Below are 26,224 nucleotides of genomic sequence, written 5' to 3'. Positions count from 1 at the left end.
CGAGATGAGTCCCGCCGAACCGCCGCCGGCCCGTGGTGTGACCCGCAGCCGGGTGTCCAACCTGCACGAGGGCCTGCTCCGAGGGGTGAACGCCGACCACGGGGGTGCCGGCACGATCCTCGCCCACCGGGCCTACCACGGCGAGAGCGCCCCGGCCCCCGTCGCCTTCATCGACCTGGTGGTGCTGCCGCCCCGCACCTCGATCGGCCTGCACCGCCACGCCGACGACGAGGAGACCTACGTGATCCTGTCCGGCCGGGGCCTGATGACCCTGGACGGCGAGGAGTTCGAGGTCCGGGCCGGGGACGTCGTCCCCAACCGCGCGTACGGCGAGCACGGCCTCGCCAACGCCTCGGACGAGGACCTCCAGCTGCTGGTCTTCGAGGTCGGCCCGATGGGCGGCGCCCGGTGACCGGCCCGCGCCAGAGCGAGCTGCTGGCCCGGGAGGCCGTCCACCTCGCGCCGGGAGCCTCGGAGGAGTCCGCCCTCGGGCGCCGGGTGTTCGTCGAGGGCAGCGGCGCCGTCCTCACCGACCTCGACGGCGACCAGTACATCGACCTCGCCGCCGGAACCCTCACCCAGTCGCTCGGCCACTGCCACCCCGAGGTGGTCGCGGCGCTCGCCGAGCAGGCCGGCCGGCTGTGGAACGTCCACGACTTCGCCACGGCCGACCGGGCCGAGCTGTGCGAGCTGCTCGCCCGCCTGCTGCCCGAACAGCTCGACACCTACGGCTTCTTCTCGACCGGGGCCGAGGTCGTCGAGGCCGCGCTGCGCGCCGTGCAGGCCGTCGCCGACCCCGGCCGCAACCGGATCGGCGCGCTGCGCCACGGCTTCCACGGCAAGACCCAGGGCGCCCGGATGCTGGTGCACTGGGACATCGGCAACCAGGCCCACGCGGGCAACAGCATCCTCGGCTACTCGCCGTACTGCTACCGCTGCCCGCTCGAACTGGAGTACCCCTCCTGCGGGGTGCGGTGCGCCTCGCTGGTCCGGCGGCACATCACCGAGAAGTCCAACGTGTCGGCGCTGGTCTTCGAGCCGGTGCTCGGCGCGGCCGGAGTCATCGTGCCGCCGCCCGGTTACTGGGAGCAGATCGCCGACAGCGCCCGGCAGAACGGGGTCATGCTGGTCGCCGACGAAGTCCTCACCGGCGGCGGTCGCACCGGCAGCTTCCTGGCGAGCGAGCGCTTCGGCGTCCAGCCCGACCTGGTCGCCCTCTCCAAGGGCATGGCCTCGGGCTTCCCGTTCGCCGTCCTGGCCGGACGCGCGGAGGTGCTGCGCCACCCGCGGGCGGCCCGGGCCGGATCCACCGCCTCCACCTACGCCAACAACCCGCTGGGCATCGCCGCCGCGAAGGCCACCCTGCAGGTGGTGGCCCGCGACACCCTGATCGAGAACGTCCGCACCCTCGGCGCGCTGCTCGACGACCGGCTGGCCGAACTCAAGTCCCGGTTCGAGGTCCTCGGCGACGTCCGGGGCCTCGGACTGCTGCACGGGCTGGAGTTCGTCCGCAGCCGGGAGAGCCGGGAGCCCGCGCCCGAGATCGCCCGCGCCGTCTACCTCGCCGCCCTCGACCTCGGACTGCGCACCTCGCTCGGCGGCCACATCATCCGGCTCGCCCCGCCGTTCACCATCGACCGGGCGCTCCTGGAGGAGGGCATCACCCTGCTCGGGCGCGCCCTGGAGCAGGTCACGGAGGCCGGCCGGTGATCGTCGCGGAGAACCTGGTCAAGGAGTTCAAGGTCTACGAGCGCAGGCCCGGTCTGCTCGGCAGCCTCGGCACGCTGTTCAGCCGGGAGCACCGCGTGGTGCGCGCCGTCTCCGGGGTCTCCTTCGAGATCCCGGCCGGCGCCAGGGCCGCCTACATCGGCGCCAACGGCGCGGGCAAGTCCACCACCGTCAAGATGCTTACCGGGATCATGAACCCGACCTCCGGCCGCTGCCTGGTGGCCGGCTTGGAGCCGTACCGGGAGCGCCGCCGCAACGCCGCCAACATCGGCGTGGTGTTCGGCCAGCGGAGCCAGCTCTGGTGGGACCTCCCGGTCCCGGACTCCTTCCGGATCCTGCGCCGCATCCACGAGATCCCCACCCCGGTCTACCGGCGCAACATGGCGCTCTACCGCGAGCTGCTCGACCTCGACGCCCTCGGCAGCACTCCCGTGCGGCAGCTGAGCCTCGGCCAGCGGATGCGCGCCGAGGTGGCCGCGAGCCTGCTGCACGATCCCGCCGTCGTGTTCCTCGACGAGCCGACCGTCGGTCTGGACCTGGTCCTGAAGGAGGCCGTGCGCGAACTGGTCAACCGGGTCAACGCCGAACTCGGCACCACCGTCATGCTCACCAGCCACGACATCGGCGACATCACCTCGATCTGCGACCAGGTCCTGGTCGTCAACCGGGGCGAGGTGGTGCACCAGGGCACCGTGCACGAGCTGCTGCGCGCCGCCGACACCCGGGCGGTCGTCTTCGAACACCAGGGCTGGCCCGCGCCGGCCCAGGCGATCGCGATGATCGAGGACAGGCTGCCGGGCGTGACCGCCCGGCCGGTCGAGGGCGGACGGATCCGGGTCGAGTACCCGACCCGGCACTCGTCCGCCCGGGAGGTGATGGGCTTCCTGCTGGAGCACTTCGACGTCACCGACTGCGTCGCCCCCGAGCCCGACCTCGAAACGGTGCTCCGCCGGATCTACACCGGCCGGGCCGAGCCCCGGGAGGCGCTGCTGTGACGGCCTCCGCCACCTGGCACCGCCGCACCCCGCTCGCCGTCACCTGGCGCCGCTACACCCCGTTCGCCGCCGCCAGCCTTCAGGGCCTGCTGCAGTACCGCTCGACCTTCGTGATCAACGCGGTCACCGCGACCACGGCCGTCGGCCTCCAGGTCTTCCTCTGGCGCGCGGTGTACGCGGGCCGCACCGGCGGCCTGCCCGGCGGGTACGACCTGCCCGAGCTGACCACGTACGTGCTGCTCGCCCAGATGCTGGCGCTGCTCCAGGCCAGCCGGGTGGACGAGGAGGTGGCCGGGGAGGTCCAGCGCGGCGACATCGCGGTCTCGCTGCTGCGCCCGGTCAGCTACCCGCTGGCCCGGTTCGCCGCCGGCCTGCCGGTCTCCCTGGTCAACGCCGGGACGGTCGCCGTCCCGGTGGTGCTGCTGTACGCGCTGCTGCTGCCGCTGTCCGCGCCGAACTGGGCGGGCGGGCTGCTGTTCGCGCTGTCCGCCGGGCTCTCGCTGGTGATCGGGTTCGGGGTGAACCTGCTGGTCGGCCTGGCCGGCTTCGTCACCACCAACATCTGGGGCGTGCGGATCGTCAAGGACAGCGTGGTCGCGTTCTTCGCCGGCCAGGTCGTGCCGCTCGCCCTGATGCCGGGGCCGCTGGCCGCCGTCGCGCACCTGCTGCCGTTCCAGGCCCTGGTCGACGGACCGCTGCGGCTGCTGCTCGGCCACTACCGGGGGCCCGCCGAGGCCGCCGGGATCCTGGCCGGTCAGGCCGGCTGGGCCGTCGGCCTGACCGCCCTGGCCGCCCTCGCCTGGCGCGGGGCCGTCCGCAGGGTGGAGGTGCTGGGCGGATGAGCGCGTTCACCACCGCGGCCCGCTACACCCGGCTGACCTGGTACCTGAGCGCCGTCAGCCTGCACCGGCTGACCGAGTACCGGATGGACTTCGCCCTCGGGGCGGGCGGCCTGCTGCTCCGGGTGGGCGGCCAGCTCGCCGTGGTCGGGATGGTCTTCCGGCAGGTCCCGGTGATCGCGGGATGGAACTTCCACCAGGTGCTGTTCCTGCTGGGGTTCTCGCTCCTCCCGCGCGGCCTGGACCGGCTGTTCACCGACCAACTGTGGATCCTGGCACGGCGCCTGGTGCAGTCCGGCGAGTTCTACCGGTACCTGATCCGGCCGGTCCACCCGCTGTACGCGCTGCTGTCCGAACGCTTCCTCTACCCGGACGGCTTCGGCGAGCTGGTCACCGGCGTGGCCATCACCTGGTACGCCGCCGACCAGCTGGACCTCGGCCCGAGCGCCGGCCGGCTGCTGCTCGTCCCGCTGCTGGTGCTGTGCGGCGCCCTGATCCTCGCCTCGATCAAGACGGCGTTCGCCGCGCTGTCCTTCTGGACCACCAACAGCTTCCCGGCCCTGTACGCCGCCAACCAGCTGGGCGACTTCGCCGGCTACCCCCTCGACCTGTACCACCCCTCCCTGCGGTGGCTGCTCACCTGGCTGCTGCCCTACGCCTTCACCGCCTACGCCCCCGCGTCCTACCTGCTCTTCGGAGCGACGGACCTGCTGCGCTGGCTGCCGGTGGTGACCGCCGCCCTGGCGGCACTCGCCCTGCTGGTGTGGCACCGGGGCGTCGACCGCTACGAGATGACCGGGAGCTGAACATGGACACCCTGCTGCTCGGCAGCCTTCCGCCGGCCACGGTCGACCTCCTGCGCCGGGCCTCCTGGATCGACGAGACCGGCCGCCGCGCCGGGCGGTTCGAACTCCTGGACCAGGCCACGCTGGAGACCGTCCGCCTGCTGATCGTCGCCCCCGCCGGCGAGCGCACCGGCCGCTGGTTCGTGCCCGTCATGGACGACGACCCCGGCCGCGGCGCCGACCGCACCCCCGAGTACGACGAACTGGTCGTCCGGGCCCTGCGGGACGGCCTGCGGCTGCCCACCGCCCGGGGCAACCTGATCGAGTTCCGCGGCGACCCCGCCGAGTACCGCGGCCGGCTGCCGTTCGACCCGGGCTGGTCCTCCAACGCGCTCTCGCTGCTCGACCTCGGCGGCACCGCGCACGCCCACAAGACGTACCGGCGGATCGGCGTCGGCACCCGCGAGCCCGAGCTGCTCCGCCTGATGGCACCGGGCGGCCGGACCCAGCAGCCGGCCGGTGACTACGCCTACGTGGAGACCGCCACCGGCCGCCGGGAGCCGCTCGGCGTGCTCTACCGCTACGTCGACGGCGACGGCCTGAACGTTCCGCTGAGCGCCGCGATCCGCGCCATGTGGCCCCTCCTGCACGCCGGCGCCGACCCGGAGGACGCCGTCGCCGACTCCCAGCGCGTCCTGGCCGGGCCGCTGCGCGCGACCGGCCGGTTCCTGCACGAGTTCCACCGGGACCTGGCCGAACGGCTCGGCCCGCACCCGGAGTTCCCGGCGAGCGACTTCCTGGCCGAGACCGCCGGGCGGACCGCCGCGCTGCGCCCGCTGATCCTCGACGACGACCGCTTCCCCGTCGCCGTCCGGCAGGCCGCCGCCGCCGGTCTCGACCGCGAGCTGGCGCGGATCGCCGCCCTGCCGCCGCGGCCCTGGCCGGCCGGCCCCTGCCACGGCGACCTGCACCTGTCCCACCTGCTGCGCCGCGAGCGCGCGGACGGCAGCTGGGAGCTGTGCGTGATCGACCTCTCCACCCCGGAGGCCGACCCGGCCGACCCGTCCACCGCGCAGTCGCCCTGGCAGGACCTCGCCGCCCTGCAACGCGGCCTGGAGATCTTCACCGCCGACGAGCTGGCCGACCACGCGGCCCGGACGCTCCGGACGGACCCCGAGGACACCTGCCGGACGGCGCTGCTGCTCGCCGCCGGCGCGGCGCCGGACACCCCCGGCTGGACCCCCCGGCACGTCGCCGAGCTGGCCCGGCTCACCTCCGCCGCCCGGCTCTGGGCGGCCCGCACCGGCGACCTGCTGATCACCGACGGCCGGCCGCTGGCCGGCCACCCCGCCTGGCGGCTGCTGCGGCTGCGCCGGCTCGTCCACGAACTCGACTACGCGTACGCCCACGACCGCGCCTACCACGCGGCGATCAACCTGCGGCACGCCGTGGAGGCCGCCCGCCTCCCCGCCTCCGCGGCGAAGGACTGACACCCGTGCACATCATCGAGACCTACTTCGAGTGCGGCGGCTTCGACCACCGCCTCATCCAGGGCGGCACCTCCGTCTACCTCTGGAACCTCTCCAAGGCGCTGGCCGACCGCGGCCACCGCGTCTCCATCGTCACCCCGGCCCACGGCCGGCTGGACGACCTGCGGCGCCTCCACGACCTGGAGACCCTGGACTACCGGGACGAGTACGAGCTGCCACTCGTCCTCGACCCGCAGACCTGGGGCGAGCGCTTCCCCGCCGAGGTGCGGATCCCGCTGACCACCACCGCGCACCTGCTGCGCCTGGACGGCGTCGACCTCTACTTCCTCTCCAACCGGCTGCTCGACGAACTGCCCGACCGGTTCTACCCGCCCTACCAGAGCAAGGGCCACGACCTGGTCTTCTTCAAACCGCTCGCCTACCAGGTGGACAGCATCCGCTTCGTGCGCGAGCGGTTCGCCGAGGAGAAGGCCGTCCTGCACGCCCACGAGCCGTACTACCACTACCTGATGCCCGCGGCGTTCCGCCACGACCCGGACAAGCTGGTGGTGGGCACCGTGCAGAGCAACATGCCGATCACCAAGAAGGTCTACCGCCCGAAGGTGGAACGGCTGCTGGAGTTCCTCGGCGCCGGGGTCGAGCTGCCCGCCGAGGACGCCGGACACCCGCTCACCGAGCACGAGCAGGTGATGAGCGGCTACCAGCAACTCACGCACCTGCACTACGAGTACGGCCCGGGGCACGTCCGGGTGTACGACCTGGTGGCCGACCACGCCGACCTGGTCGACTTCCTCTCACCCGGCCACCTGGAGTTCTACACCGACTTCGCCGACACCCCCTTCGAACAGCTCTTCACCCGGCTGCCGATCCACGACACGGTGCGCCGCAACGCCCACAAGAGCTTCGTCGGCGGCTGCGCCGTCGGCGACACCTGGACCACCGGCGAGCCGCCCGCCGTCGACCGGGCCGCCGTGCTGGGCGGGCTCGGGCTCGACCCCGCCCGGCCGACCTTCTTCCACAACGCGCGCTACGCGGTGAACCACAAGGGGCAGGTCGAACTGTTCCGCGCCGTCGACCGGGTCCTGAACGAGGGCCTGGACGCCAACTTCGTGCTGCGCTGCATCAGCGACTCTGGGATCGACGACCCCTACGTCCACGACGTGGTGCGACGCCACGAGGGCCGCGTGCACCTGGAGTGGCAGCGCGTCGACGAGCGGCGGATCGTCGAGTACGCGGCGTCCTCGGACTTCTGCCTCTTCCCGTCCAAGTTCGAGATGGACACGTTCCTGATCGCCCAGGGCGAGGCGATGGCCGCGGGCGCGGTGCCGATCGCCACCGCCCAGCGCGGCATGGCGCACTTCGGACACGTCGCCGACCCGCTGGCCGGCCCCGAGGCCGAGCGGGCCACCGGCTTCGCCGTCAACCGCTCGTTCGCCGAGGACGACCCCCTGCTCGCCGACGCCCTCGCCGGGCGCATCCACCAGGCCGCGGCACTGCTGCGCGAGCGGCCGGAGGAGTACCGCCGGCTGCGCGCCAACGCGGTCGCCAACGCCCGGCGGTTCACCTGGAGTCACGCCGCCGACCTGCACGTGGCGGCCTTCACCCCGCTCTGGGAGGGACGCTCGCCGGAGCTGGGCCTGGACCGCGTGCTCCGGCACGGCTGGTTCGACCTGCTGCCGGACGAGGCGTACGAGAGCGACCGGGCCGCGGTGGCCGGGGCCGCCGCCCGGCTCGGCGACGCCGAGGCCCACCGGCGCTGCCAGCAACCGGACCCGGCGACCGACCGCGCCCTGTTCGAAGCGGCCTGGGCCCGCGCCGACTTCGTCCGCTGCGAGCCGACCGCGGACCGCGACCCGGCGCTGCGCGCCAGGCTGGACGGGCGCTGCACCGTCGAGGACGGCTCGATCGTCTACCGGCTGCCGCACGCCGAGCGGGTCGAACTGGTCCGGCTCGCCCCGCCGGGACCGGGCCGCCGTCAGGTGATCGTGCACCAGCTCGACCGCAGCGGCGACGTGTTCACCTGCCCGCTGCCGGCCCCCGGCGAGGACCTGCACTTCCTGCTCACCCTCACCACCGGCCGCGCGACCTGGGACGTGATCCGACATGGCTGACTCCGTGCGCACCGTCCTGCTGGCCGGCGGCGAGGGCCGCCGGATGGGCCGGCTCGGCCACGGCCGGCTCAAGCCGCTGGTGCCCTTCGGCGGCGCCTGCCGCCTGATCGACTTCTCGCTCGCCAACGCCGCCGCCTCCGGCCTGGGCGAGGTGCTGCTGCTCTCCCAGTACGAGGAGAAGCAGCTGATGGACGACCTGCACCGGACGTGGTGGCGCCCCGGCTTCCGGGTGCACTTCGGCCCCTACGACCGGGCCTACCGCGAGGGCGGGGCGAGCGCGCTCGTCCGCCCCGACGGGCCGCCGGAGCGGGGCACCGCGGACGCGCTGATCCGCAAGGCCCGCTACGTCTTCGGCCCCGGCACCAGCGAGGTGCTGGTGCTGCACGCGGACCACGTCTACCGCTTCGACTACCGCCCGCTGATCGAGCGGCACCGCCGCACCGGCGCCGCGCTCACCGTGGCCTACCAGCGGATCGAACGCCGCTTCGTCCACCTCTTCGGGATGGTCGAGTTCGACGCCGCCGGGCGGCTGACCGGCTTCGTCGAGAAGCCCGCCGAGCCGACCAGCGACCTGGTGTTCGCCGCCTTCTGCGTCTTCGACGCGACGGTGCTGCACCGCTACCTGGAACACCTCGACGGCACCGACTGGCAGCACGACATCAGCCGCGACGTCATCCCCGCCATGCTCGCCGGGGGCGAGCGGATCCTCGGTTACGAAGTCCCCGGGCACTGGGAGGACATCGGCACCGTCGAGCGCTACCACCGGGCCCACCTGGCCATGGTGGGGGACGGCCCGACCCTGCCCCTCGACCGGCTGCCGCTCACGGTCCGGCCCGCGACGGCGCGCGGCCTGGTCGTCCGCGCCCCGGGCGTCGAGCGCAGCGTGGTGCCCGCCGACCTGGCCAACCACGGCCGGATCGAGCACAGCGTCGCCTTCCCGGGCGTGCGGATCGGCGCCGGGGCGGTGGTGCGCCGCAGCGTCCTGCTGCCCGGCGCGAGCGTGCCCGCGGGAGCCGAGATCGACTCGGCGGTCGTCCTGGAGGACGGCTACGTGCAGCCCATGGAGTACGCCCGGGGAGGGGCCCGTGCCTGAGTCCGCCTTCACCGTCGCCGACCTCGGCGGAACCACGCTGCGGATCGCCCGCTACGACACCGCCACCGACGCGCTCACCGACATCCGCCGAACCCCCACCGAGGGCATGGACCGGCACCCCGGCGCGCCGGTGCCCGAACTGCAGGACCGGATCGTCGCACAACTGTCCGAACTGGCCGGCCGGGCCGTGCGGCGCCACCGCAGCAGCGCCCTGGCGCTCGCCTTCGCGGGCCCCGTCACGGCCGACGGCCGCGTGACGACCGCACCCACCGTCTGGGGCGGCCGCGGCGAACCGCTGCCGCTGCGCCCGCTGCTGGAGGAGCGGCTCGGCCTCCCGGTCGTCGTCGTCAACGACCTGACGGCCGCCGTCTGGCGGTACGTCGCCACCGAGGGCCGGCAGCCGTTCTGCCTGATCACGGTGAGCTCCGGGATCGGCAGCAAGGTCTACCGCGCCGGGGAGGTGCTGCTCGACCCCGAGGGGCACGGCGGCGAGCTCGGCCACTGGACGAGCGACCCGTCCCCGCGGGCACCGCGCTGCGACTGCGGCGGACGCGGCCACCTCGGCGCCATCGCCTCGGGCCGCGGCATGCAGGCCGCCGCCCGCCGCGCGGCCCTCGCCGACCCGGCCGGCTACGCCGGCTCCCGGCTCGCGCAGGACGCGCCCGACCCCGCGCGGCTCGACAACCGCGCCCTGGTCGCCGCCGTCCGCGCCGGCGACGCGTTCGCCACCGCCGTGCTGCGGGGCGGCCTCGCCCACCTCGCCTCCGCGATCACCTCCGTCTTCGCCTCGATCGGCGTACGGCGCTACGTCCTGATGGGCGGCTTCGCCCTGGCCGTCGGCCCGCGCTTCGTCGAACTGCTCACCGAGGAGCTCCGACGGCTCGGCTGCTTCGGCCTGAGCGCCGAGGAGATCGGCCGGATGGTCGTCCTCGGCGAGCCGGACGACGACCACGGGCTGATCGGCGCCGGCCGGCTGCTCACCGCCCGCGGCACCGCCCGGCAGGCGGTGGCCGCCCGGTGACCCGCACCCTGATCGTCGGCAGCGGCTTCGTCGGACGCGCCGTCGCCACCCGGCTGGCCGCCTCCGGCGACCGCCCCGTGCTGGCCTCCCGGCACCCGCTCACCGCCCCGCCCGCCCCCTGGGTGGCGCTCGACGCGGCCGACGCCCGGTCCTGCGCCCGGGTGGTGGAGCAGGTCCGCCCCGACCGGCTGGTGCTCGTGCACGGCCCCTCCGACGTCACCTGGTGCGAGGCCAACCCCGAACGCGCCGCCGACCTGCACACGGCCGCGGCGGCCAACCTCACGGCCGCCGCACCCGGCTGCCGGACGGTGCTGATCTCCACCGACAACGTCTTCGACGGCAGCTCGCCGGCCAACGACGAGAACGCGCCCACCACCCCCGCGAACGCCTACGGCCGGGCCAAGCTGCGGGCCGAGCGGATCGTCGGACGCACACCCGGCGCCACCGTGCTGCGGGTCAGCCTGATCTACGGCTGGGAGCCGGCCGACGCGGGGAAGTGGCTCAACTTCTTCTCGGCCTGCGCCCACAGCCTGCGCCGGGGCGAGCCGGTGGAGGCCCCGGACGACCAGTGGACGACACCCGTCCTGGTCGAGGACGTCGCCGCCGTCACCGCCGCCGCGCTGGCCGGCGCGGCGCCCCCGCTGCTGCACCTGGGCGGCCCCGACCGGATCTCCCGGGCGGCCTGGGCCGAGGCCGTCGCCGACGGCCTCGGCGTGCCCCGCTCGCTGGTCCGCAAGGTGCCCAAGGCCGCCGGCCGCTACGCCAGCCGCCCCACCAACACCTGCCTGACCAGCGACCGGCTGGCCGGCTTTCTGGCCGCCCACGGCCTGCGGGTGCGCGGAGTCGCCGAGGGCACCCGAGCCCTGCTGGAGGACAACCCGTGATCCGCACCGTCCGCTCCCGCGAGGTCTACCGCAATCCGTGGATGACCGTCCGCGAGGACGACATCGAACGGGCCGACGGCAGCGCCGGCCGGTACGGGGTGGTCGACAAACCCGACTACGCCCTGGTCGTCCCCCGCCAGGACGGCCGGGTGCACCTGGTGGAGCAGTACCGCTACCCGGCCGGCGGCCGGTACTGGGAGTTCCCGCAGGGCTCCTGGCCCGAGGGCCACCGCGGCGAGGCCCCGCTCGACCTGGCCCGCGCCGAACTGCGCGAGGAGACCGGCCTGCGGGCCGCCCGGATGACCTACCTGGGCCGGCTGCACGTCGCCTACGGCTACTCCAGCCAGGGCTGCCACGTCTTCCTGGCGGAACAGCTGACGGCGGGGGAGCCGGAGCGGGAGGCCTCCGAGGCGGACATGGTCCAGCGCTGGGCCGATCCGGACGAATGGCGCGCCCTCGTCCGGTCCGGACGGATCACCGACGCCGCCACCCTGGCCGCGCACACCCTGCTCACGCTGCACGCCCCCGGCGAGGCCTGAGACAGCACGACCGACGCGACGACAGAGAGGACCCGGCGGTGCACATCGTCAAATTCGCCTTCGAGAGCGTGGGCTTCGACATCCGCCTCATGCGTGGCGGCCTCGCCTCACTGGTGTGGAACCTGGCCCGCGAGTTCGCCGACCAGGGCCACCGCGTCTCCGTGATCACCCCGGCGCACGGCTGCCTCGAACACCTCAGGGCCCACTACGAGCTGGAGGAACTGGACCACGTCGACCGGCACACCGTGCCGCTGGTACTCGACCGCGCCGTCTGGCCCGGCCACCCCGCCGAGCTCGAACTGCGGCTCACCACCCGCGCCCACCGGCTCCGGCACGAGGGCGTCGACATCTACTTCCTGTCCGACGAGTACCTCGACCTGCTGCCCGAGCGGATCTACCCGGCCCGCACGAGCGAGGGCCACGACCTGGCCTTCTTCAAGCCGCTCGTCTTCCAGGTCTCCGGCCTGCGCTTCCTGCGCGCCCACCTCGACCTGGGCGCGGAGCCCGCGGTGGTGCAGGCCTACGAGCCCTACTACCACTACCTGCTGCCGCCGGTGCTGCGCACCGACCCGCGCTTCCTGGTGGTCAGCACCCTGGCCAGCAACATGCCGATCAACCAGCAGGTCCACCGGCCGCAGCTGGAGCGGCTGCTGGAACTGTTCGACACCGACGCCGACCTGGACGCGCTCGCCGACCCGCCGGCCACCGGCCGGCTCGCCGCGGCGATGACCTCCCAACTGCCGAGCACCCACCTGGCCGACCGCCCCACCGCCGACGGCATCGGCTACTACGCGCTCGTCGCCGCCAACTGCGACCTGCTGGACTTCCTCACCCCCGGTCAGCTGGACTTCTACTCCACCTTCCGGCACACGCCCTTCGAACGCGCCTTCCAGGACCTGACCGTCGCGCGGATCGTCCGGGAGTCGGCGGCCCGCCAGTTCGTCGGCGGCTGCGCCGTGCCCGACGGCTGGCTGGCCCGCGACCCGGCCGGGGCCGACCGCGCGCGACTGCTCACCGCCCGCGGGCTGGACCCGGCCCTGCCGACCTTCTATCACGTGGCCCGTTTCTCCGTGCACCACAAGGGGCAGGTCGAACTGTTCCGGGCGATCGACGCCGTGCTCGCCGTCGACCCGGACATCAACTTCGTCGTCCGCTGCGCCGTCGCGGCCGGCGGGGACGGCGTGGTCAGCCCGGTCGGCGACCCCTTCTTCGAGGAGGTCGCGAACCGTCACCCCGGGCGGGTCCGGCTGGACTGGTCCATGGCCGGTGAGGACGTGCTCCACCGGGAGGCCGTGGCGGCCGACTTCTGCCTCTTCCCGTCCAAGTTCGAGCTGGACTCCTTCCTGATCGCCCAGGGACAGCTGATGGCCTGCGGCGCGGTGCCGATCGGCACCGCACAGGAGGTCACCACCCACTACCGGCACCAGCTGCCGCGCGAACACCCGGACGTCACCGGCTTCGCCGTCCCCCGCTCGTTCACCGAGGACGACCCGCTGCTCGCCGCCGCCCTGACGGACCGGATCCTGGAGGCCGCCCGGATCCACCGCGAGGACCCGGCCGAGTACCGCCGCCTCTCCGACAACTCCCGTGCGCTCGCCCGCCGTTTCACCTGGCGCAAGGCCGCCACCACCCGGCTGGCGACCTTCGCGGCCGCCGCCGCCGGAGTCCTGCCCGGACTGACGCCGGAGCGGGCCGCCGGGTACGGCTGGTTCGAGAGCCTGGCCGACACCGACTGGGTCACCCACCGGCGCGAGATCGCCGAATCGGCGCTCGGCCGCGGTGACCTGGCGAACTACCGCAGATGTGTGCCGGCGGTGGACCGGACCGCGCTGGAGCAGCTGTTCGCCGCCGCGTACGCCAGGGCCGACTTCGCCCGCTGCGCCGAACTCGCCGTCCTCCTGGACGACCCGGGCCGAACCGCCCTCGTGGACGGGCGCTGCCTGGTCGAGCCGGTCGGCGACGGCCTGCGGATCGACTACCGCCTGCCGCACGCCGAGAGCGTGCTGCTCGTACTGCCGACCGGCGAGCACCGGCTGGCCGGGGCCGAGGGGTACTTCACCACCGTGCTGCGCGAGCGGCCGCAGGGGCCGCTGGTCCTCCTGCTGCGGCTGCGCGACGGCCGCTCCGCCTGGGACGAGTGCCCGCTGGAAACCCCCCGGCGGGTCACGCCGGTCGGCGCCGGACTGGAGAGGGACTGACCCATGACCGCACCCACCCGCCGCCGTCCGCCGCCCTTCGGGGTGGTCGCCACCGACCTGGACGGGACCCTGCTGCGCGGCGACCTCAGCCTCTCCGCCCGGACGCGGGCCGCGCTCGCGCGGGCCGAGGCGTCCGGCGCCCTCCACCTGGTGGTCACCGGCCGGGCAGCGGCCGGCTGCCGGACCCTGCTGGAACGACTCGACTACCGGGGACTGGCGGTCTGCGGCCAGGGCGCCCAGCTCTACGACGTCGGCGCCGACCGGCTGCTGTCCTCGCAGGGCCTGCACGGTCCGACCGTGCGACCCCTGGTCGCGCGCATCGCCGAGCAGGCGGGGCCGCTGCGACTCGCGGTGGTGACCGCCGGCCTGACCGGGGACTTCCTGGTCACACCGGGGTTCGAGAGCCGCCTGCGGCACGGCTGGCGGCTGGCCGAGAGCCCGGACGACCTCTGGGCGCGGCCCGTGGACAAGGTGCTGATCCGGCACGACCACCTGGGCGACGACGAGCTCGCCGCGCTGGCCCGACGGGTCTGCGCGGACGAGGTCGCCGTCACCCACTCCGGCGAGGGGCTGGTGGAGCTGCTCCCCGCCGGAGTCAGCAAGGCGAGCGGACTGGCCGCCGCGGCCGCCCTGCTCGGCTTCACCCCCGCCGACACCATCGCGTTCGGCGACATGCCCAACGACATCCCGATGATCGAGTGGGCCGGATACGGAGTCGCCATGGGCAACGCCCACGCCGAACTCCGGCGCCGCGCGGACGAAACGGCCCCCAGCAACGAGGAGGACGGGGTCGCGGTGGTGCTCGAACGGTTCTTCCCGCCCGACGCCGGTCGATCCGCCGCCGGCCGGCCCGCCGCCGCCCCATCCACCACCGACCGACGGGAGAGTCCGACCGATGTCGCCCACGCGTGAGCTGTCCGAACTGGCCGAACTGCACGGCGTCTCCACCCACTGGACCACCGACGTCGGCCGACGGATCGAGACTCCCCCGGACACGCTGCGGGCCGTGCTGGCCGCCCTGGGCGTCGACGCCGCCACCGGCGGCTCCGTCCGGGCGGCCCTCTCCGAGCGCCGGCGCGCCCTCGCCGAACGCCTGCTCCCGCCCAGCGTCGTGCTCCGCTCCGGACGCCCGCGCGCCGACCTGCGGACACCGCCCCGCACCGACCTGCTGGTCGAGACCGAGGACGGCCGGACCAGGCCCGTCCGCGACCTCGGCACGGACCTCGCCGAACTCCCGGTCGGCCGCCACACCCTCCACGCCGAGCGGGCCGGCCGGCGGGAGGCCGCCCCGCTGCTGGTCGCGCCCACCCGGCTGGCCGGTCCCGCCGGGCGCGGCTGGGGATTCCTGGCCCAGCTCTACTCGGTGCTCTCCGCGCGCTCCTGGGGCATGGGCGACCTCGGCGACCTGGCCGACCTGGGCCGCTGGGCCGGCGCCCTCGGCGCCGACTTCGTCCAGCTCAACCCGCTCCACGCCTACGTGCCCGGCCCGCTGCCCGACCCGTCCCCGTACCGGCCCGGCAGCCGGCGCTACCCCGACCCGATGAACCTGCGCATCGAGGCGGTACCCGAGTACGCGGCCCTGTCACCCGCCGACCGGGCCGCCGTCGAGGAGCTGGCCGCGAGCGGGGGCCGGCTGCGCGAGGCCGTCCTCACCGGCGCACTGATCGACCGGGCGGCCGTCCGCGACCTCAAGTTCCGCGCCCTGGAACTCCTCCACCGGGTACCGCTCGACGCGGCCCGGCAGGCCGCCTACCGGCGGTACACCGACACGGAGGGGCCGGGGCTGACCGACTTCGCGACCTGGTGCGCCCTCGCCGAGGTGCACGGCACCCGGTGGCGGTCCTGGCCCGCCGGGCTGCGCAGCCCCGACGGGCCCGACGTCGCCGGCGCCCGGCGCGAGCTGGCCGGCCGGATCGAGTTCCACCGCAGGGTCGCCTGGCTGGTCGACGAACAGCTCGGCGAGGCGCAGCGGGCCGCGACCGGGGCGGGCATGGCCATCGGGCTCATGCACGACCTGGCGGTCGGCGTCGATCCCGAGGGCGCGGACGCCTGGAGCCTGCGGCGCTACCTCGCCGAGGGCATGACGGTCGGCTGCCCGGCCGACGACTTCAACCCGCACGGCCAGGACTGGGGCCTGCCGCCCTGGCGGCCCGACACGCTCGCCGAGGCCGGGTACGCGCCGTTCGCCGAGGTGCTGCGCGGCACGCTGCACCGCTCCGGCGCACTGCGGCTGGACCACATCATGGGGCTGTTCCGGCTCTGGTGGGTACCCGCCGGGGCGCGGGCCGCCGAGGGCGCCTACGTCCGGTACGACCACGAGGCGATGCTGGGCGTGCTCGCCCTGGAGGCGCACCGGGCCGGCAGCATGGTGATCGGCGAGGACCTGGGCACCGTCGAGCGCGGAGTCCGCGAGGAGCTGACGGACCGGGGGATCCTCGGTACGTCCGTGCTGCGCTTCGAGTACCTCGGGGGCTCGGAACAGCGCTCCGGTCCGCTCCCGCCCGAGGAGTGGCGCGACGGCTGCCTGGCCACCCTCACCACCCACGACCTGCCCAGCACCGCCGCCTGGCTGGACGGTGACCACGTCGGCCTGCACGAGAAGCTCGGCCTGCTCGCCGAACCCGTGGAGCAGGCCGCGGCCGCGGCGGCGGCCGAGAGCGCCGGCTGGCTCGCCGAGGCGGAGCGGGCCGGCGCACTCGGCGCACCCGGCGCACCCGGCCCGCGGACCGGGGAGGTGCCGGGCCCGGAGGTGCCGAGCCGGGAGGTGCTCGGCCTGCACCGGTTCCTCGCGCTCACCCCGGCGAAGCTGCTGGGCGTCTGGCTGCCCGACACGGTGGGGGACCGCCGCCCGCAGAACCTGCCCGGCACGGTCGACGAGTACCCCAACTGGCGGCTGCCGATAGCCGATCCGGCCGGCCGGCCGCTCACCCTGGAGGAGCTGGCCGCCCTGCCGGGCCCCCGTGCCGTCGCCGAGGTCTACCGGGACCTGCCGGCCACCCCGTGACGGTCCGGGGCGGCCCCGCGTTCGACCGGGTGACGGCTCCGCCGGAGCCGTCCGCGGGACCCTGCCCGTCCGCCGCACCGCCCCGCCGACCCGCCTGCCGGGGGAGCGGCCCACCACCGGGTGGGGGCCCACGGCCACCGCCACCCGGACCCTACGTCCGAGAGGAACACCCATGAGCACCGAGACAGACGTCCTCGTCCTGGGAGGCGCCGGTGTCGACACGATCGTGTACGTGCCCGAGCTGCCGCTCCCGTTCGCCGACAGCTACATGGTGCCCAGGATCGAGATGCGGGCAGGCCAGACCGGCGACTTCGTCGCCCTCGGCCTGAGCGCGCTGGGCCTGCGCACCCACCACCTCGACATGATCGGCGCCGACCACGCGGGCGACCTGATCCGGGCCCTGCACCGCGACCGGGGGATCCCGCTCACCGAGGTCCCGCTGCCGGGCGGCACCAAGCGCGCCGTCAACCTGGTCGGCCCCGACGGGCGGCGCCTCTCGCTCTACGACGACAGCCGCTCGCACGAGGCGGACCGGCTGCCCGAGGAGACCGTCCGGGCGCTGGCCGCGGTGAGCCGCCACGCGCACGTCTCGATCACCCATCCCTGCGCCTTCGCCCTGCCGCTGCTGCGCGAGGCCGGCCTGACCGTCTCCACCGACCTGCACAACTGGGACGGCACCAACCCCTACCACGAGCCGTTCGCCCACGAGGCCGACGTCGTGTTCGTGTCCACCACCGCCCTGGCGGACCCCGAGCGGACCATGCGGCAGATCGCCGAACGCGGCCGGGCCCGGGTGGTCGTCGCCACCGCCGGCGCCGAGGGCGCGTACCTGCTCGCCGACGGGGAGATCACCCACGTCCCGGTCGTCACCCCGCCCGCACCGGTGATCGACTCCAACGGCGCGGGCGACGCCTTCGCGTCGGGCTTCCTGCTCGGCTGGCTGTCCGGTGAGCCGGCGGCGCGCTGCGCGCGGTACGGCGCGATCGCCGGCGCCTACGCCTGCACCGTGCCGGCGACCGGCACCGACTCCATCGGCCGGGACGCACTCCTCGCCCGCCTCACCGAACTCGACGCCGCGGCGGCGGGAGCGGGCGCGTGACGGGCACACCGGCCGGCTACGACGTGATCGTCCTCGGCGGGGGAGTGGCCGGCTGCGTGCTGGCGGCCCGTCTGAGCGAGGACCCGGACCGCACCGTCTGCCTGGTCGAGGCCGGTCCCGACTTCGGCCCCGACCGGCAGGACTGGCCGGCGAAGGTGCTGAACGCCCGCGCCCTGCCGCGCGAGGAGGTGTGGGAGCGGCACGCCCCGGCGCACCGCATCCGCGCCCGCGTCCTCGGCGGCTCCTCCTGCATCAACGGCTGTTGGAACACCTGGGGATCCGAGGCCGACCACGCCGAGTGGGCCCGGACCGGCGGTCCGCGCTGGACGGCCGCGGCGCTGGAGCCGTACCGCCTCGCGGCGGTCGAACAGATGGGCCTGCGCCGGGTACCGGAGCGCGAGTTCTCGCCGTGGAGCCGCGCCGCCCTGGCGGCGGCCGCGGAACTCGGCTTCCGGGAGGTGGACATGGGCACCCCGGGCGGGCCCGGCTACGGCACGCCCCTGCTCAACGCCTTCGACGGAGTGCGCCACAACGCCGCCTTCGCCTACCTGGACGCGGCACGCGCGAGGCCCAACCTGACCGTCCTCGCCGGAGCCGCCGTGGACCGGCTGGACATCGGGGACGGCCGGGTCCGCGGCGTCCGCGTCGACATCGGCGGCCGGCACGAGACCCTCGTCGCCGACGCCTACCTGCTGGCCTGCGGCACCTTCGGCTCGCCCGCGGTGCTGATGCGCAGCGGGGTCGGCCCGGCGGACCACCTGCGGACGGTCGGCATCCGCCCCGAGATCGACCTCCCCGGGGTCGGATCGAACCTCACCGACCAGCCCGGCGTCTTCGTGCCGCTGGCCCCGACCGACGAGCTGAACGCGGCGCTCGCCGCGAAGGAGGCCGACGGCGACCTGTACGTCAGCCGGATGCTGGTCCGGGCGGCCGGCGAACTCTGCCCGGACGACTCCTGGGACCTCCACATCCTGCCCGTCGCCGGCCCGCCGCTGTTCGGCAAGCTCCCGCCGGGCCGGTACGAGGCGGGCATCTCCGCCTTCGTCATGAAACCGACCTCGCGCGGCACCGTGCGGCTGGCGTCCGCCGACCCCGCCACGGCCCCCGAGATCGACCCCGGCTTCCTCACCGACGAAGGCGGCCGCGACCTCGCCGTCCTGCGCTCGGGCCTGGAGATCGTCGAGCGGATGGCCGCGACGGCGGCCCTGAAGCCACTGGCCGGTCCGGTCCGGGGCCACCCCGCCCGGGACCTGTCCGACCAGGACCTGCGCGGCCGGCTCGGCGCCTACTGGCACCCCGTCGGCACCTGCGCCATGGGAGCGCCGGACGACCCCCTGGCGGTGGTCGACGGCGAGGCCCGGGTACGCGGCGTGGCGAACCTGCGGATCGTCGACGCCTCCGTCCTGCCGACCGTCCCGGCGGCGAACACCCAGCTTCCGGTGCTCGCCGTCGCGGAGATGCTGGCGGACCTGATCGGGGGAGCGGCATGACCGGGGCCACCGCCGACCGCGTCCTGTACGGATGCATGGGCCTTGGCGGCAGCTGGGACGACAGCCCGTACACGGCGACGGACATCGACCACGCCGAGGCGGCGGTCGGCGCCGCGCTGGACGCCGGGATCACCGCCTTCGACCACGCCGACATCTACCGGTACGGCAAGTCCGAGGCGGTCTTCGGCGAGGTGCTCGCCCGCACCCCCGGCCTGCGGGAGCGCATCACCCTGCAGACCAAGTGCGGTATCAGGCTTCCCGAAGGCGGGCGGCCGGGCCACTACGACCTGCGGGGGCCGAGCATCCTCCGACGGGTGGAGGAGAGCCTGACCCGGCTGCGCACCGACAGCCTCGACGTGCTGCTGCTGCACCGGCCCGACCCGCTGGCCGGCCCGGAGGAGATCGCCGAGGCCCTCGGCTCGCTCCACCGGCAGGGCCTGGTACGGCGGTTCGGCGTGTCCAACATGAGCGCCGCGCAGATCGCCCGGCTCCAGTCGGTGCTCGACGTGCCCCTGGTCGTCAACCAGCTGGAGATGAGCCTGGACCGCCGGGACTGGGTCGAGGCCGGCGTCCTGGTCAACACCTCCGCCGCCGCCTCCAACGGCTTCCCGCACGGGACGGTCGAGTACTGCGCCGCCCACGGGATCCGGCTCCAGGCCTGGGGCGCCCTGGCCCGGGGCCGCTTCACCGGCAGCGAGCCGACGCCGGCCGGTGAACTCGTCGGCAGGCTCGCCGAGCGCAGGGGGACGACGCCGGAGACGATCGTGCTGTGGTGGCTCCAGCGCCACCCGGCCGGCATCGCGCCGGTCATCGGCACCGCCCGCCCCGAACGCATCGCGGCCTGCCGCGACGCCGTGCTGCGCGAGCCGGAGCTCAGCCACGAGGAGTGGTACGAGCTGTGGATCGCCGCCCGTGGCGCCCCGCTGCCCTGATCCGGCGCCGGTCCGGTCCCGCGCGGCCCTGATACCGCGCGGGCGGAGCGAACCCCGGGGCTCGGGCCCCGGGGGTTCGCTCCGACGGTCGGCGGTGGGGCGCCACCCGGCGGGAGGCTCCGCGGCCGGGGGCCGCCCGCCGGGTCAGGGCGTGGTGTAGCCGGGGAGGAGCTTCGCCGCCTCGGTCACGACGTTGGCTTGGCGAGGCCGGTGCTGGTGTCCTGGCCGGAGAGGATCTTGACGAGTTCGGCGTCGAAGGGCTCGTAGAGAAGCGCGTACTCGGCCAGGGCGGGGCGGGGCCTGCCGGTGGGCAGCAGCGCGTGGAAGGCGGCGAGGCCTCAGGTTGGCGATGTTGCCGTTGAACGACGTCAGTGGCAGGTGACGCCGCTGCTCTGCCAGGTGGTGGCGTTGACCATGGTGGTGGGGGCGAAGGCCTCGGCGGGCATGTCCTTGCCGTTCTTGAGCTTGTCGTACAGAGTCTGGACGGCCAGGGCGCCGACGTCCTTGCCGTTGATGAACAGGGCGGCCTTCATGCCGGTGGGCCTGCCGCCGGCCCAGTCCTTGCAGGCGAGGTAGGCGCCGAGGCCCACCCCGATGACCCGGTCGGGGCCGATGCCGGCGTTCTCCAGCGCGGTGACGCCGCCCTGGACGTTCTCGTCGTTGCAGCCCCAGACGACCCAGTTCCTCACCCCGGGGTTCGCGGTCACGGTCGCGGCGATCCTGTCCTGCGCGCCGGCCGGGGTGTTGTCGGTGGCGACGTCGATGTTCTGGACACCGGCGCTGGCGCCGGCGGCGAAGGCCTCCTTGGCCGCCTTGACGCGGTCGGTGCAGACGGTGACGTCCTGCTTCCAGGCGGAGATGGTGCGGGTCTCGGCCGGGTTCCAGCCGGCCTTCCTGAACTCCTCGGCGGCCCGCTTGCCGACCTCTCCGCCCATCTGGGCGCCGGAGAAGCCGATCCGGGGCACCAGGTTCTGCTTCGCGCAGGTGGACGGGTCGGGGCCGGTGGCGCAGATCTGGTCGTCGGAGGTGAGCAGCGCGACCTTGGCGTCCCGCGTGGCCTGGACCACCTGCGGGCCCACCGCCGGGTCGGGGACGACGACGATCAGGCCGTTGCTCTTCTGCGCGATGGCGGACCGGACTTCGCTGACGGCCCTGTTGGCGTCGCTGCCGAGGTTGACGATCCTGAGGTCGACGCCGAGCTCGGTCGCCTTGGCCTTGGCGCCCTCGGCCTCGCCGACGAAGTACTCCTGGTCGCCCTGCTTCTGGAGGTAGGTCATGGAGATCTTCCCGCTGACCGGAGCGACCGGGGCGTCCGCCCCCGAGGCCGAGGTGGACTCCTGGCCGGTGGAACAGGCACTGCTCAGACCGAAGGTGAGCAGGAGGCCGGTGGCGGCCACGGCTCGGCGTTGGGGCGTGGTGAACATGACGGCTCCAGTGGGGGACGCGCGACTCTGCGCGGAAGGAGGGGTGCGTCGCAGGCCGGTAGGGCGGCCGGGCTGCTGGTGGTGGTGGGGAAGTCACGACGACGGGGGCAGGTGGCCGGACCCGAGGCCCGGGGACGAGAGGTGCCCGGCGGAGGGGTGGGTGCCGGGCGCACACAGACGGAACCATGACAACAGAAGGAAACGGAATGCAACAGGTTCAGACGTGCAGTGACATGGAAGACCCTCATGCCGACGAGCGTCAAGAGATCGGACGTGAACGAGATCGCTTTGACATTCCGTCACGGTCTGTCGGGGGATGCTTCCGGGGGGCCTGGCGGGGGCGGCCCGACCGAGCCGTAGGATCCCCCGCGCGCACCGGCACGATTCCCCCGAGTGCCGCCCCACCAGCGGAAAGCCGACAGCCCGGTGGGCCCTTGACCGGCGGCCCACCGGGCTGCTGCTCTGCTCCTCTGCTCCTCTGCACACCGGGAGGCCCGGCGCCGGCGAGCACAACACGCCGGGCCGGAAGAGCGGAGAGGCCCCGAGGACGGCCTCCCACCGCATCCCCCCGGATGCTCACGGGCGGATGTTCGGTTTCACCACACGATCCCCCGTGAACGAACGTGTCACCGCCGCGCCCTGGCAGTCGAAGCAGCGGAACCTCTCACCTTCGACGGCGACGACACGACACCCTCCCGTACATCTCGCGCCCCCGTCACGCGGTGGCGCTGGGCACCTTGAGGGGGTCGCGGGTGGCGGACTTCTTCGCCTCCTCCAGCTGTTCGCCGAGTTCGACCAGGCGGTTGCGGCCCATCGCCTTGCGGACCTCGGGGAACCACTCCTTCTCCTCCTCCTCGACATGGTGGCGGACGTTCTCCATCAGCACCGTCATCTTCGCGTCGAACCGCTCGTCCTCCGGGTCCATGCCGGCCAGCTCGGAGAGCATCCACACGACGACGTGGTGCTCCTCGACGCTCTCCAGCACGTGGTCCTTCGTGTCGGGCGCGGCCTCGCGGGCGGCCGGGTAGAAGACCTCCTCCTCGATGACGGCGTGGACCGTCAGCTCCTCGATCACCTGGTCGGCGATCCGGCGCTTCTCGGCGAAGGCCCGGTCGCCGGCCTTCTCGAAGGCCTTGAACAGGCTCTCGACGGTCTTGTGGTCTTCCTTCAGCAGCACGATCGCGTCCATGCGCGTTCCTTTCCGGGGTAGACGGCCCGTGGTCGGGCGCACGTGTACCCCGTGCGCCGCCGCGGACACCCGGGCGGCGCACGGACCACCCGCACGGCCCGTCCCACCGCGCGAACGGCCCCGCGCGGGGCCAGACTCGCCCCGAACCCGACGCACCCACTCCGAAGGAGCACCGGATCCGCCGTGATGAGCGACCAGCACACCCCTCAGGACCCCACCTCCCAGCAGCCGCAGCCGCCGTTCCCCGAGCAGTCCCAGCCCCACCCGGGCAGCGGTGAGACCATGCGCCCCAGCCCCGACCACGGGGAGGACAGCTACCGCGGCGCCGACCGGCTGGCCGGCCGCGTCGCGCTGATCACCGGCGGCGACTCCGGCATCGGCCGCGCCGTCGCCCTCGCCTTCGCCCGCGAGGGCGCCGACGTCGCCTTCTGCCACCTCCCCGAGGAGGAGGCCGACGCGGCGGAGACCACCCGGCTGGTCGAGGACGCCGGGCGGCGCGCCCTCGCCGTCGCGGGCGACCTGCGCGACGAGGACTTCTGCGCCGAGCTGGTGGCCCGCTGCGTCGACGTGTTCGGCCGCCTCGACATCGTGGTCAACAACGCCGCCTACCAGATGTCCCAGCCCGACGGCCTCGCCGCGATCACCACCGACCAGTTCGACCGGGTGATGAGGACCAACCTGTACGGGATGTTCTGGACTACCCGGGCCGCCCTGCCCCACCTGCGCGAAGGCGCCTCGATCATCAACACCGCCTCCGTCCAGGCGTACAAGCCCAGCCCCCACCTCCTGGACTACGCCATGACCAAGGCCGCGATCGTCGCGTTCACCCAGGGCCTGGCCGGGCAGCTCGCGCCCGACGGCATCCGGGTGAACGCCGTCGCGCCCGGCCCGGTGTGGACGCCGCTGATCCCGGCGACGATGGACGAGGAGAAGGTCGCGCACTTCGGCGAGCAGTCCCCGCTCGGTCGCGCCGCCCAGCCCGCCGAGATGGCCCCCGCCTACGTCTTCCTCGCCTCCCAGGAGTCCTCGTACATCACCGCCGAGATCGTCAACGCCACCGGCGGCACGCCTCTGCCCTGACCAGCGGGGCCCCGGCCTCCGGACGCCCGGGCTCGCGGAGGCCCGGACGGCGGGCGGCCGCATCCGGTCGAGTCGGGCGGGTGTGTGGCAGCGTGCCCGCGGGTGGACGGCAGGCCCGCCGCGACGACCGGCGGCCCCAGCGGGGATCGCCCACCCAGGGGCCGACAGGCGCCGCACACCCCGGCCTCGATCACTGACGAGACGGGGCGGTGGACAGAGGCTTCGCCGGATCACCAGCGGTCGGACCCCCTCTAGGATCGTCGTGTCCATTCGATGCGAGACAGCGGAAAGAGGGGCCACCGTGAGCGATACCCCAGGGCGTGAGATCGCGGCCGTCGTCCGGGAGACCGGTACCGGGCCTGTGATCGAGGTCTCGGGGGACCTGGACATCGACCAAGTCGACGTCCTGCATGCCGTGTTCAACCAGGTCCTGCTACGCACCCCGGCCCCGTCCGTGGTGCTCGTCGACCTGTGGGCGGTCCCGTTCTGCGATTCCAGCGGCCTCAACGAGCTGCTCCGGGCCCGCCTGCAAGCCGAGCAGCGCGGGACTCTCCTGGCTCTCGCCCGCCCCTCGCACCAGGTGGTCCGGCTGCTCGACGTCACCGGCACGGACCAGGTGTTCGAGGTGACCGAGGGGCCGCCGGCGCGCAGCGCCTGAGAAGGGTCGGGGCGGAACAGGCGGCCTCGTCGCTGGGGACGGCGACATGAGCGAGGGCTGACTTCCCACGGTTCTCCTCGGGCGTGCGGGTAGGTCCGCGCCCGGTGGCGCCCTGCGCACCGACCGGGCGTCGTCATGAGCCAGGAGGGAGTACCGAGCGAGAGCCCCGGCCCGCGGCTTGGCCGGTTCGTTACCTCGGACGGTCCGACGGGTCGGCGGTCTACCGGTGGGCCGAAGGCCATCGATAACACGTGGGTAACGGGCCGGGACGGGGCGGCGAGACGCCCGTCTCTTACCGGTAGTCGGCTCTCACCGCATATGCCAGGCGTGTCCGGAGAGAGCTGGGTGCGGGGGTCCGCGTCACCCTCCCCGGCGTGGGTCCCCGCACCGCACCGCAGCCGTCACTCCTCAGCTCCAAGGATGGTCCATGTCCCAGCGTCACAGCCGCAGCCGTCGGGCCGCCGTACTTCTGACGGCCGTCCTGGCGGTGGGCGGCGTCTCCGTCGGCCCCGTCGCGGCCGCGGAGTCCACCACCGTCCCTTTCAGCGACGGTTTCGAGTCCGGCAACACCGCCGTGTGGCCCCGCGAGGGCATCGACGGCAAGGGCTCGGTGGACGTCGTGGCGGCGCCCGGCGGCCACGGCGGCAAGGCCGCCCGGTTCACCATGCCGGACCAGGGCAACTCCTACCGCGCCGAGATCGCCACCAGCCGTTTGCCGTACGGCAGTTACCGCTACACCTTCGCCAACTACCTGCCGCAGGACTGGACGTCCTTCGACGCCCAGACCATCGTGTCCCAATGGCACGGCGGGGAGGGCACGACCCCCGCCGTCGTCCTCGCGGTCAAGGCGGACAGGTGGCTGATGCTCGTCCACTGGACCGAGGGGGCGGGTCCCCTGAACGAGGCCAGGTACGACCTCGGGCCCGTACGACTTGGTCACTGGAACCAGTGGTCCTTCGACATCACCTGGTCCACCGCCACCACACCCGGTTCGCTCACCGCCCGCCTCGACGGCACCCTGGTGGGCTCCCACCAGGGCCCCAACGACTACAGCCGGACCACGAACGCCCCCCACCGCGACACGGCCCCGTATCACAAGATCGGCCTGTACCGGCCGAACTGGAAGGCCGAGAAGGGATACGTGAACGGCGGGACGCCCCCCGTGGTCATCTACTACGACGACGTCTCCATCACCTCCATCTCCCCGGCCGCCGGCAACCCGACGGCCGCACCGACCCCCGCCGGACCGGCTCCCACCATGTCGTCCTCTGCCGTGCCGGCGCCCGCCACCACCGCGAAGCCGGCACCGTCACCCCCGCCCGTACGGCCCTCCGCCTCGGAGCCGGCGCAGGAGTCCCCGTCGGCCCGGACCCCGGCCGCCACGACCGGAGCGGCAGCACCCGGGACGGCGTTCCCCACCCCGTCCCCGACCGTGGACGACGCTCTCGCCCAGGCGGACACGGACACGGACAGGGACAACCACGACTACGTCCTGGCGCACACCGGCTCCTCCAGCCGCATCCCGCTGGTCGTGGCCGCCGGCAGCACCCTGCTCATCGCCGGACTCCTCCTCGCCTACCGGCTCCGGATGAGGAGCGCCACCCGCCGGACCCACCGAAAGGCGCACTGACCACCGCCCGGAGGATCCGCCCTCGGCACGCGGAT

22 protein-coding genes are annotated in these 26,224 nt (G+C 74.1%); 20 read left to right on the top strand and 2 right to left on the bottom strand.

All coding sequences use genetic code 11. The annotated features are described in order from the left end of the window. Window positions 1-4: 4 nt before the first annotated feature. The 17 genes from ACZ34W_RS19730 to ACZ34W_RS19650 all read left to right on the top strand — a co-directional run bounded on the left by ACZ34W_RS19730 (window position 5) and on the right by ACZ34W_RS19650 (window position 20,208). The gene (locus tag ACZ34W_RS19730) at window positions 5-412 is read left to right on the top strand and encodes a cupin domain-containing protein (protein ID WP_329485294.1); all 408 of its coding nucleotides are present in this window, start codon (window positions 5-7) and stop codon (window positions 410-412) included. Then, a complete protein-coding gene (locus ACZ34W_RS19725; protein ID WP_465605745.1) occupies window positions 409-1,710 on the top strand; it encodes an aspartate aminotransferase family protein in 1,302 nt (433 codons plus the stop codon). The genes ACZ34W_RS19730 and ACZ34W_RS19725 overlap by 4 nt, the downstream gene beginning before the upstream one ends. After that, window positions 1,707-2,723 (top strand): ABC transporter ATP-binding protein, encoded by a 1,017-nt coding sequence (locus ACZ34W_RS19720; protein ID WP_465605743.1) that lies wholly within the window; start codon window positions 1,707-1,709, stop codon window positions 2,721-2,723. Before ACZ34W_RS19725 ends, ACZ34W_RS19720 begins: the two co-directional genes overlap by 4 nt. Then, a complete protein-coding gene (locus ACZ34W_RS19715; RefSeq protein ID WP_465605741.1) occupies window positions 2,720-3,565 on the top strand; it encodes an ABC transporter permease in 846 nt (281 codons plus the stop codon). Before ACZ34W_RS19720 ends, ACZ34W_RS19715 begins: the two co-directional genes overlap by 4 nt. After that, on the top strand, window positions 3,562-4,368 hold the full coding sequence (locus tag ACZ34W_RS19710) for an ABC transporter permease (RefSeq protein WP_329485290.1): 807 nt from the start codon (window positions 3,562-3,564) through the stop codon (window positions 4,366-4,368). Before ACZ34W_RS19715 ends, ACZ34W_RS19710 begins: the two co-directional genes overlap by 4 nt. Window positions 4,369-4,370: 2 nt before the next feature. Beyond that, window positions 4,371-5,837: a hypothetical protein gene (locus tag ACZ34W_RS19705; RefSeq protein ID WP_465605739.1), complete on the top strand. Its 1,467-nt coding sequence runs from the start codon at window positions 4,371-4,373 to the stop codon at window positions 5,835-5,837. 5 nt (window positions 5,838-5,842) lie between these two features. After that, entirely contained in the window at window positions 5,843-7,948 is a 2,106-nt protein-coding gene (locus ACZ34W_RS19700; RefSeq protein ID WP_465605737.1) for a glycosyltransferase, read from the top strand. Beyond that, window positions 7,941-9,041, top strand: coding sequence for a sugar phosphate nucleotidyltransferase (locus tag ACZ34W_RS19695; protein ID WP_465605735.1), 1,101 nt, complete (start codon window positions 7,941-7,943; stop codon window positions 9,039-9,041). Before ACZ34W_RS19700 ends, ACZ34W_RS19695 begins: the two co-directional genes overlap by 8 nt. Next, the gene (locus tag ACZ34W_RS19690; protein WP_465605733.1) at window positions 9,034-10,062 is read left to right on the top strand and encodes an ROK family protein; all 1,029 of its coding nucleotides are present in this window, start codon (window positions 9,034-9,036) and stop codon (window positions 10,060-10,062) included. The genes ACZ34W_RS19695 and ACZ34W_RS19690 overlap by 8 nt, the downstream gene beginning before the upstream one ends. Continuing rightward, window positions 10,059-10,946, top strand: coding sequence for a sugar nucleotide-binding protein (locus tag ACZ34W_RS19685; RefSeq protein ID WP_359806651.1), 888 nt, complete (start codon window positions 10,059-10,061; stop codon window positions 10,944-10,946). Before ACZ34W_RS19690 ends, ACZ34W_RS19685 begins: the two co-directional genes overlap by 4 nt. Next, on the top strand, window positions 10,943-11,485 hold the full coding sequence (locus ACZ34W_RS19680; RefSeq protein ID WP_329485284.1) for an NUDIX hydrolase: 543 nt from the start codon (window positions 10,943-10,945) through the stop codon (window positions 11,483-11,485). Before ACZ34W_RS19685 ends, ACZ34W_RS19680 begins: the two co-directional genes overlap by 4 nt. A 38-nt stretch (window positions 11,486-11,523) precedes the next feature. Continuing rightward, the gene (locus ACZ34W_RS19675; protein ID WP_465605730.1) at window positions 11,524-13,683 is read left to right on the top strand and encodes a glycogen/starch synthase; all 2,160 of its coding nucleotides are present in this window, start codon (window positions 11,524-11,526) and stop codon (window positions 13,681-13,683) included. A gap of 3 nt (window positions 13,684-13,686) precedes the next feature. Beyond that, a complete protein-coding gene (locus tag ACZ34W_RS19670) occupies window positions 13,687-14,595 on the top strand; it encodes an HAD family hydrolase (protein WP_465605728.1) in 909 nt (302 codons plus the stop codon). Next, on the top strand, window positions 14,579-16,687 hold the full coding sequence (malQ, locus tag ACZ34W_RS19665) for a 4-alpha-glucanotransferase (RefSeq protein WP_465605726.1): 2,109 nt from the start codon (window positions 14,579-14,581) through the stop codon (window positions 16,685-16,687). The genes ACZ34W_RS19670 and malQ overlap by 17 nt, the downstream gene beginning before the upstream one ends. Before the next feature lie 172 nt (window positions 16,688-16,859). Then, window positions 16,860-17,786, top strand: coding sequence for an adenosine kinase (locus tag ACZ34W_RS19660; protein WP_465605724.1), 927 nt, complete (start codon window positions 16,860-16,862; stop codon window positions 17,784-17,786). Continuing rightward, window positions 17,783-19,276 (top strand): GMC family oxidoreductase, encoded by a 1,494-nt coding sequence (locus ACZ34W_RS19655; protein ID WP_465605722.1) that lies wholly within the window; start codon window positions 17,783-17,785, stop codon window positions 19,274-19,276. Before ACZ34W_RS19660 ends, ACZ34W_RS19655 begins: the two co-directional genes overlap by 4 nt. Continuing rightward, complete coding sequence (locus tag ACZ34W_RS19650; protein WP_329485278.1) at window positions 19,273-20,208, top strand: aldo/keto reductase; 936 nt, start codon at window positions 19,273-19,275, stop codon at window positions 20,206-20,208. Before ACZ34W_RS19655 ends, ACZ34W_RS19650 begins: the two co-directional genes overlap by 4 nt. Window positions 20,209-20,576: 368 nt before the next feature. Here the strand turns inward: ACZ34W_RS19650 and ACZ34W_RS19645 are convergent, their stop codons facing one another. After that, window positions 20,577-21,632 carry a substrate-binding domain-containing protein gene (locus ACZ34W_RS19645; protein WP_465605719.1) on the bottom strand — a complete coding sequence of 352 codons (1,056 nt, stop codon included), beginning with the start codon at window positions 21,630-21,632 and terminating at the stop codon, window positions 20,577-20,579. A gap of 715 nt (window positions 21,633-22,347) precedes the next feature. Continuing rightward, the gene (locus ACZ34W_RS19640; RefSeq protein ID WP_329485275.1) at window positions 22,348-22,821 is read right to left on the bottom strand and encodes a hemerythrin domain-containing protein; all 474 of its coding nucleotides are present in this window, start codon (window positions 22,819-22,821) and stop codon (window positions 22,348-22,350) included. A 186-nt stretch (window positions 22,822-23,007) separates the two neighbouring features. Between ACZ34W_RS19640 and ACZ34W_RS19635 the strand changes: the two genes are divergently transcribed. The 3 genes from ACZ34W_RS19635 (at window position 23,008) to ACZ34W_RS19625 (ending at window position 26,189) form a co-directional block, all read left to right on the top strand. After that, the gene (locus ACZ34W_RS19635) at window positions 23,008-23,901 is read left to right on the top strand and encodes an SDR family oxidoreductase (protein ID WP_465605717.1); all 894 of its coding nucleotides are present in this window, start codon (window positions 23,008-23,010) and stop codon (window positions 23,899-23,901) included. Window positions 23,902-24,202: 301 nt separating this feature from the next. Next, window positions 24,203-24,559, top strand: a complete 357-nt coding sequence (locus ACZ34W_RS19630) for an STAS domain-containing protein (protein ID WP_465605715.1) — start codon at window positions 24,203-24,205, stop codon at window positions 24,557-24,559. Between the two features lie 427 nt (window positions 24,560-24,986). After that, window positions 24,987-26,189 (top strand): polysaccharide lyase, encoded by a 1,203-nt coding sequence (locus tag ACZ34W_RS19625; RefSeq protein ID WP_465605713.1) that lies wholly within the window; start codon window positions 24,987-24,989, stop codon window positions 26,187-26,189. Window positions 26,190-26,224 lie beyond the last annotated feature (35 nt).

Source organism: Kitasatospora sp. NPDC022856 (genome assembly GCF_055561235.1).
Note: the sequence above shows the minus strand (reverse complement) of the source record. Positions and strands in the feature narration are given on the sequence as shown.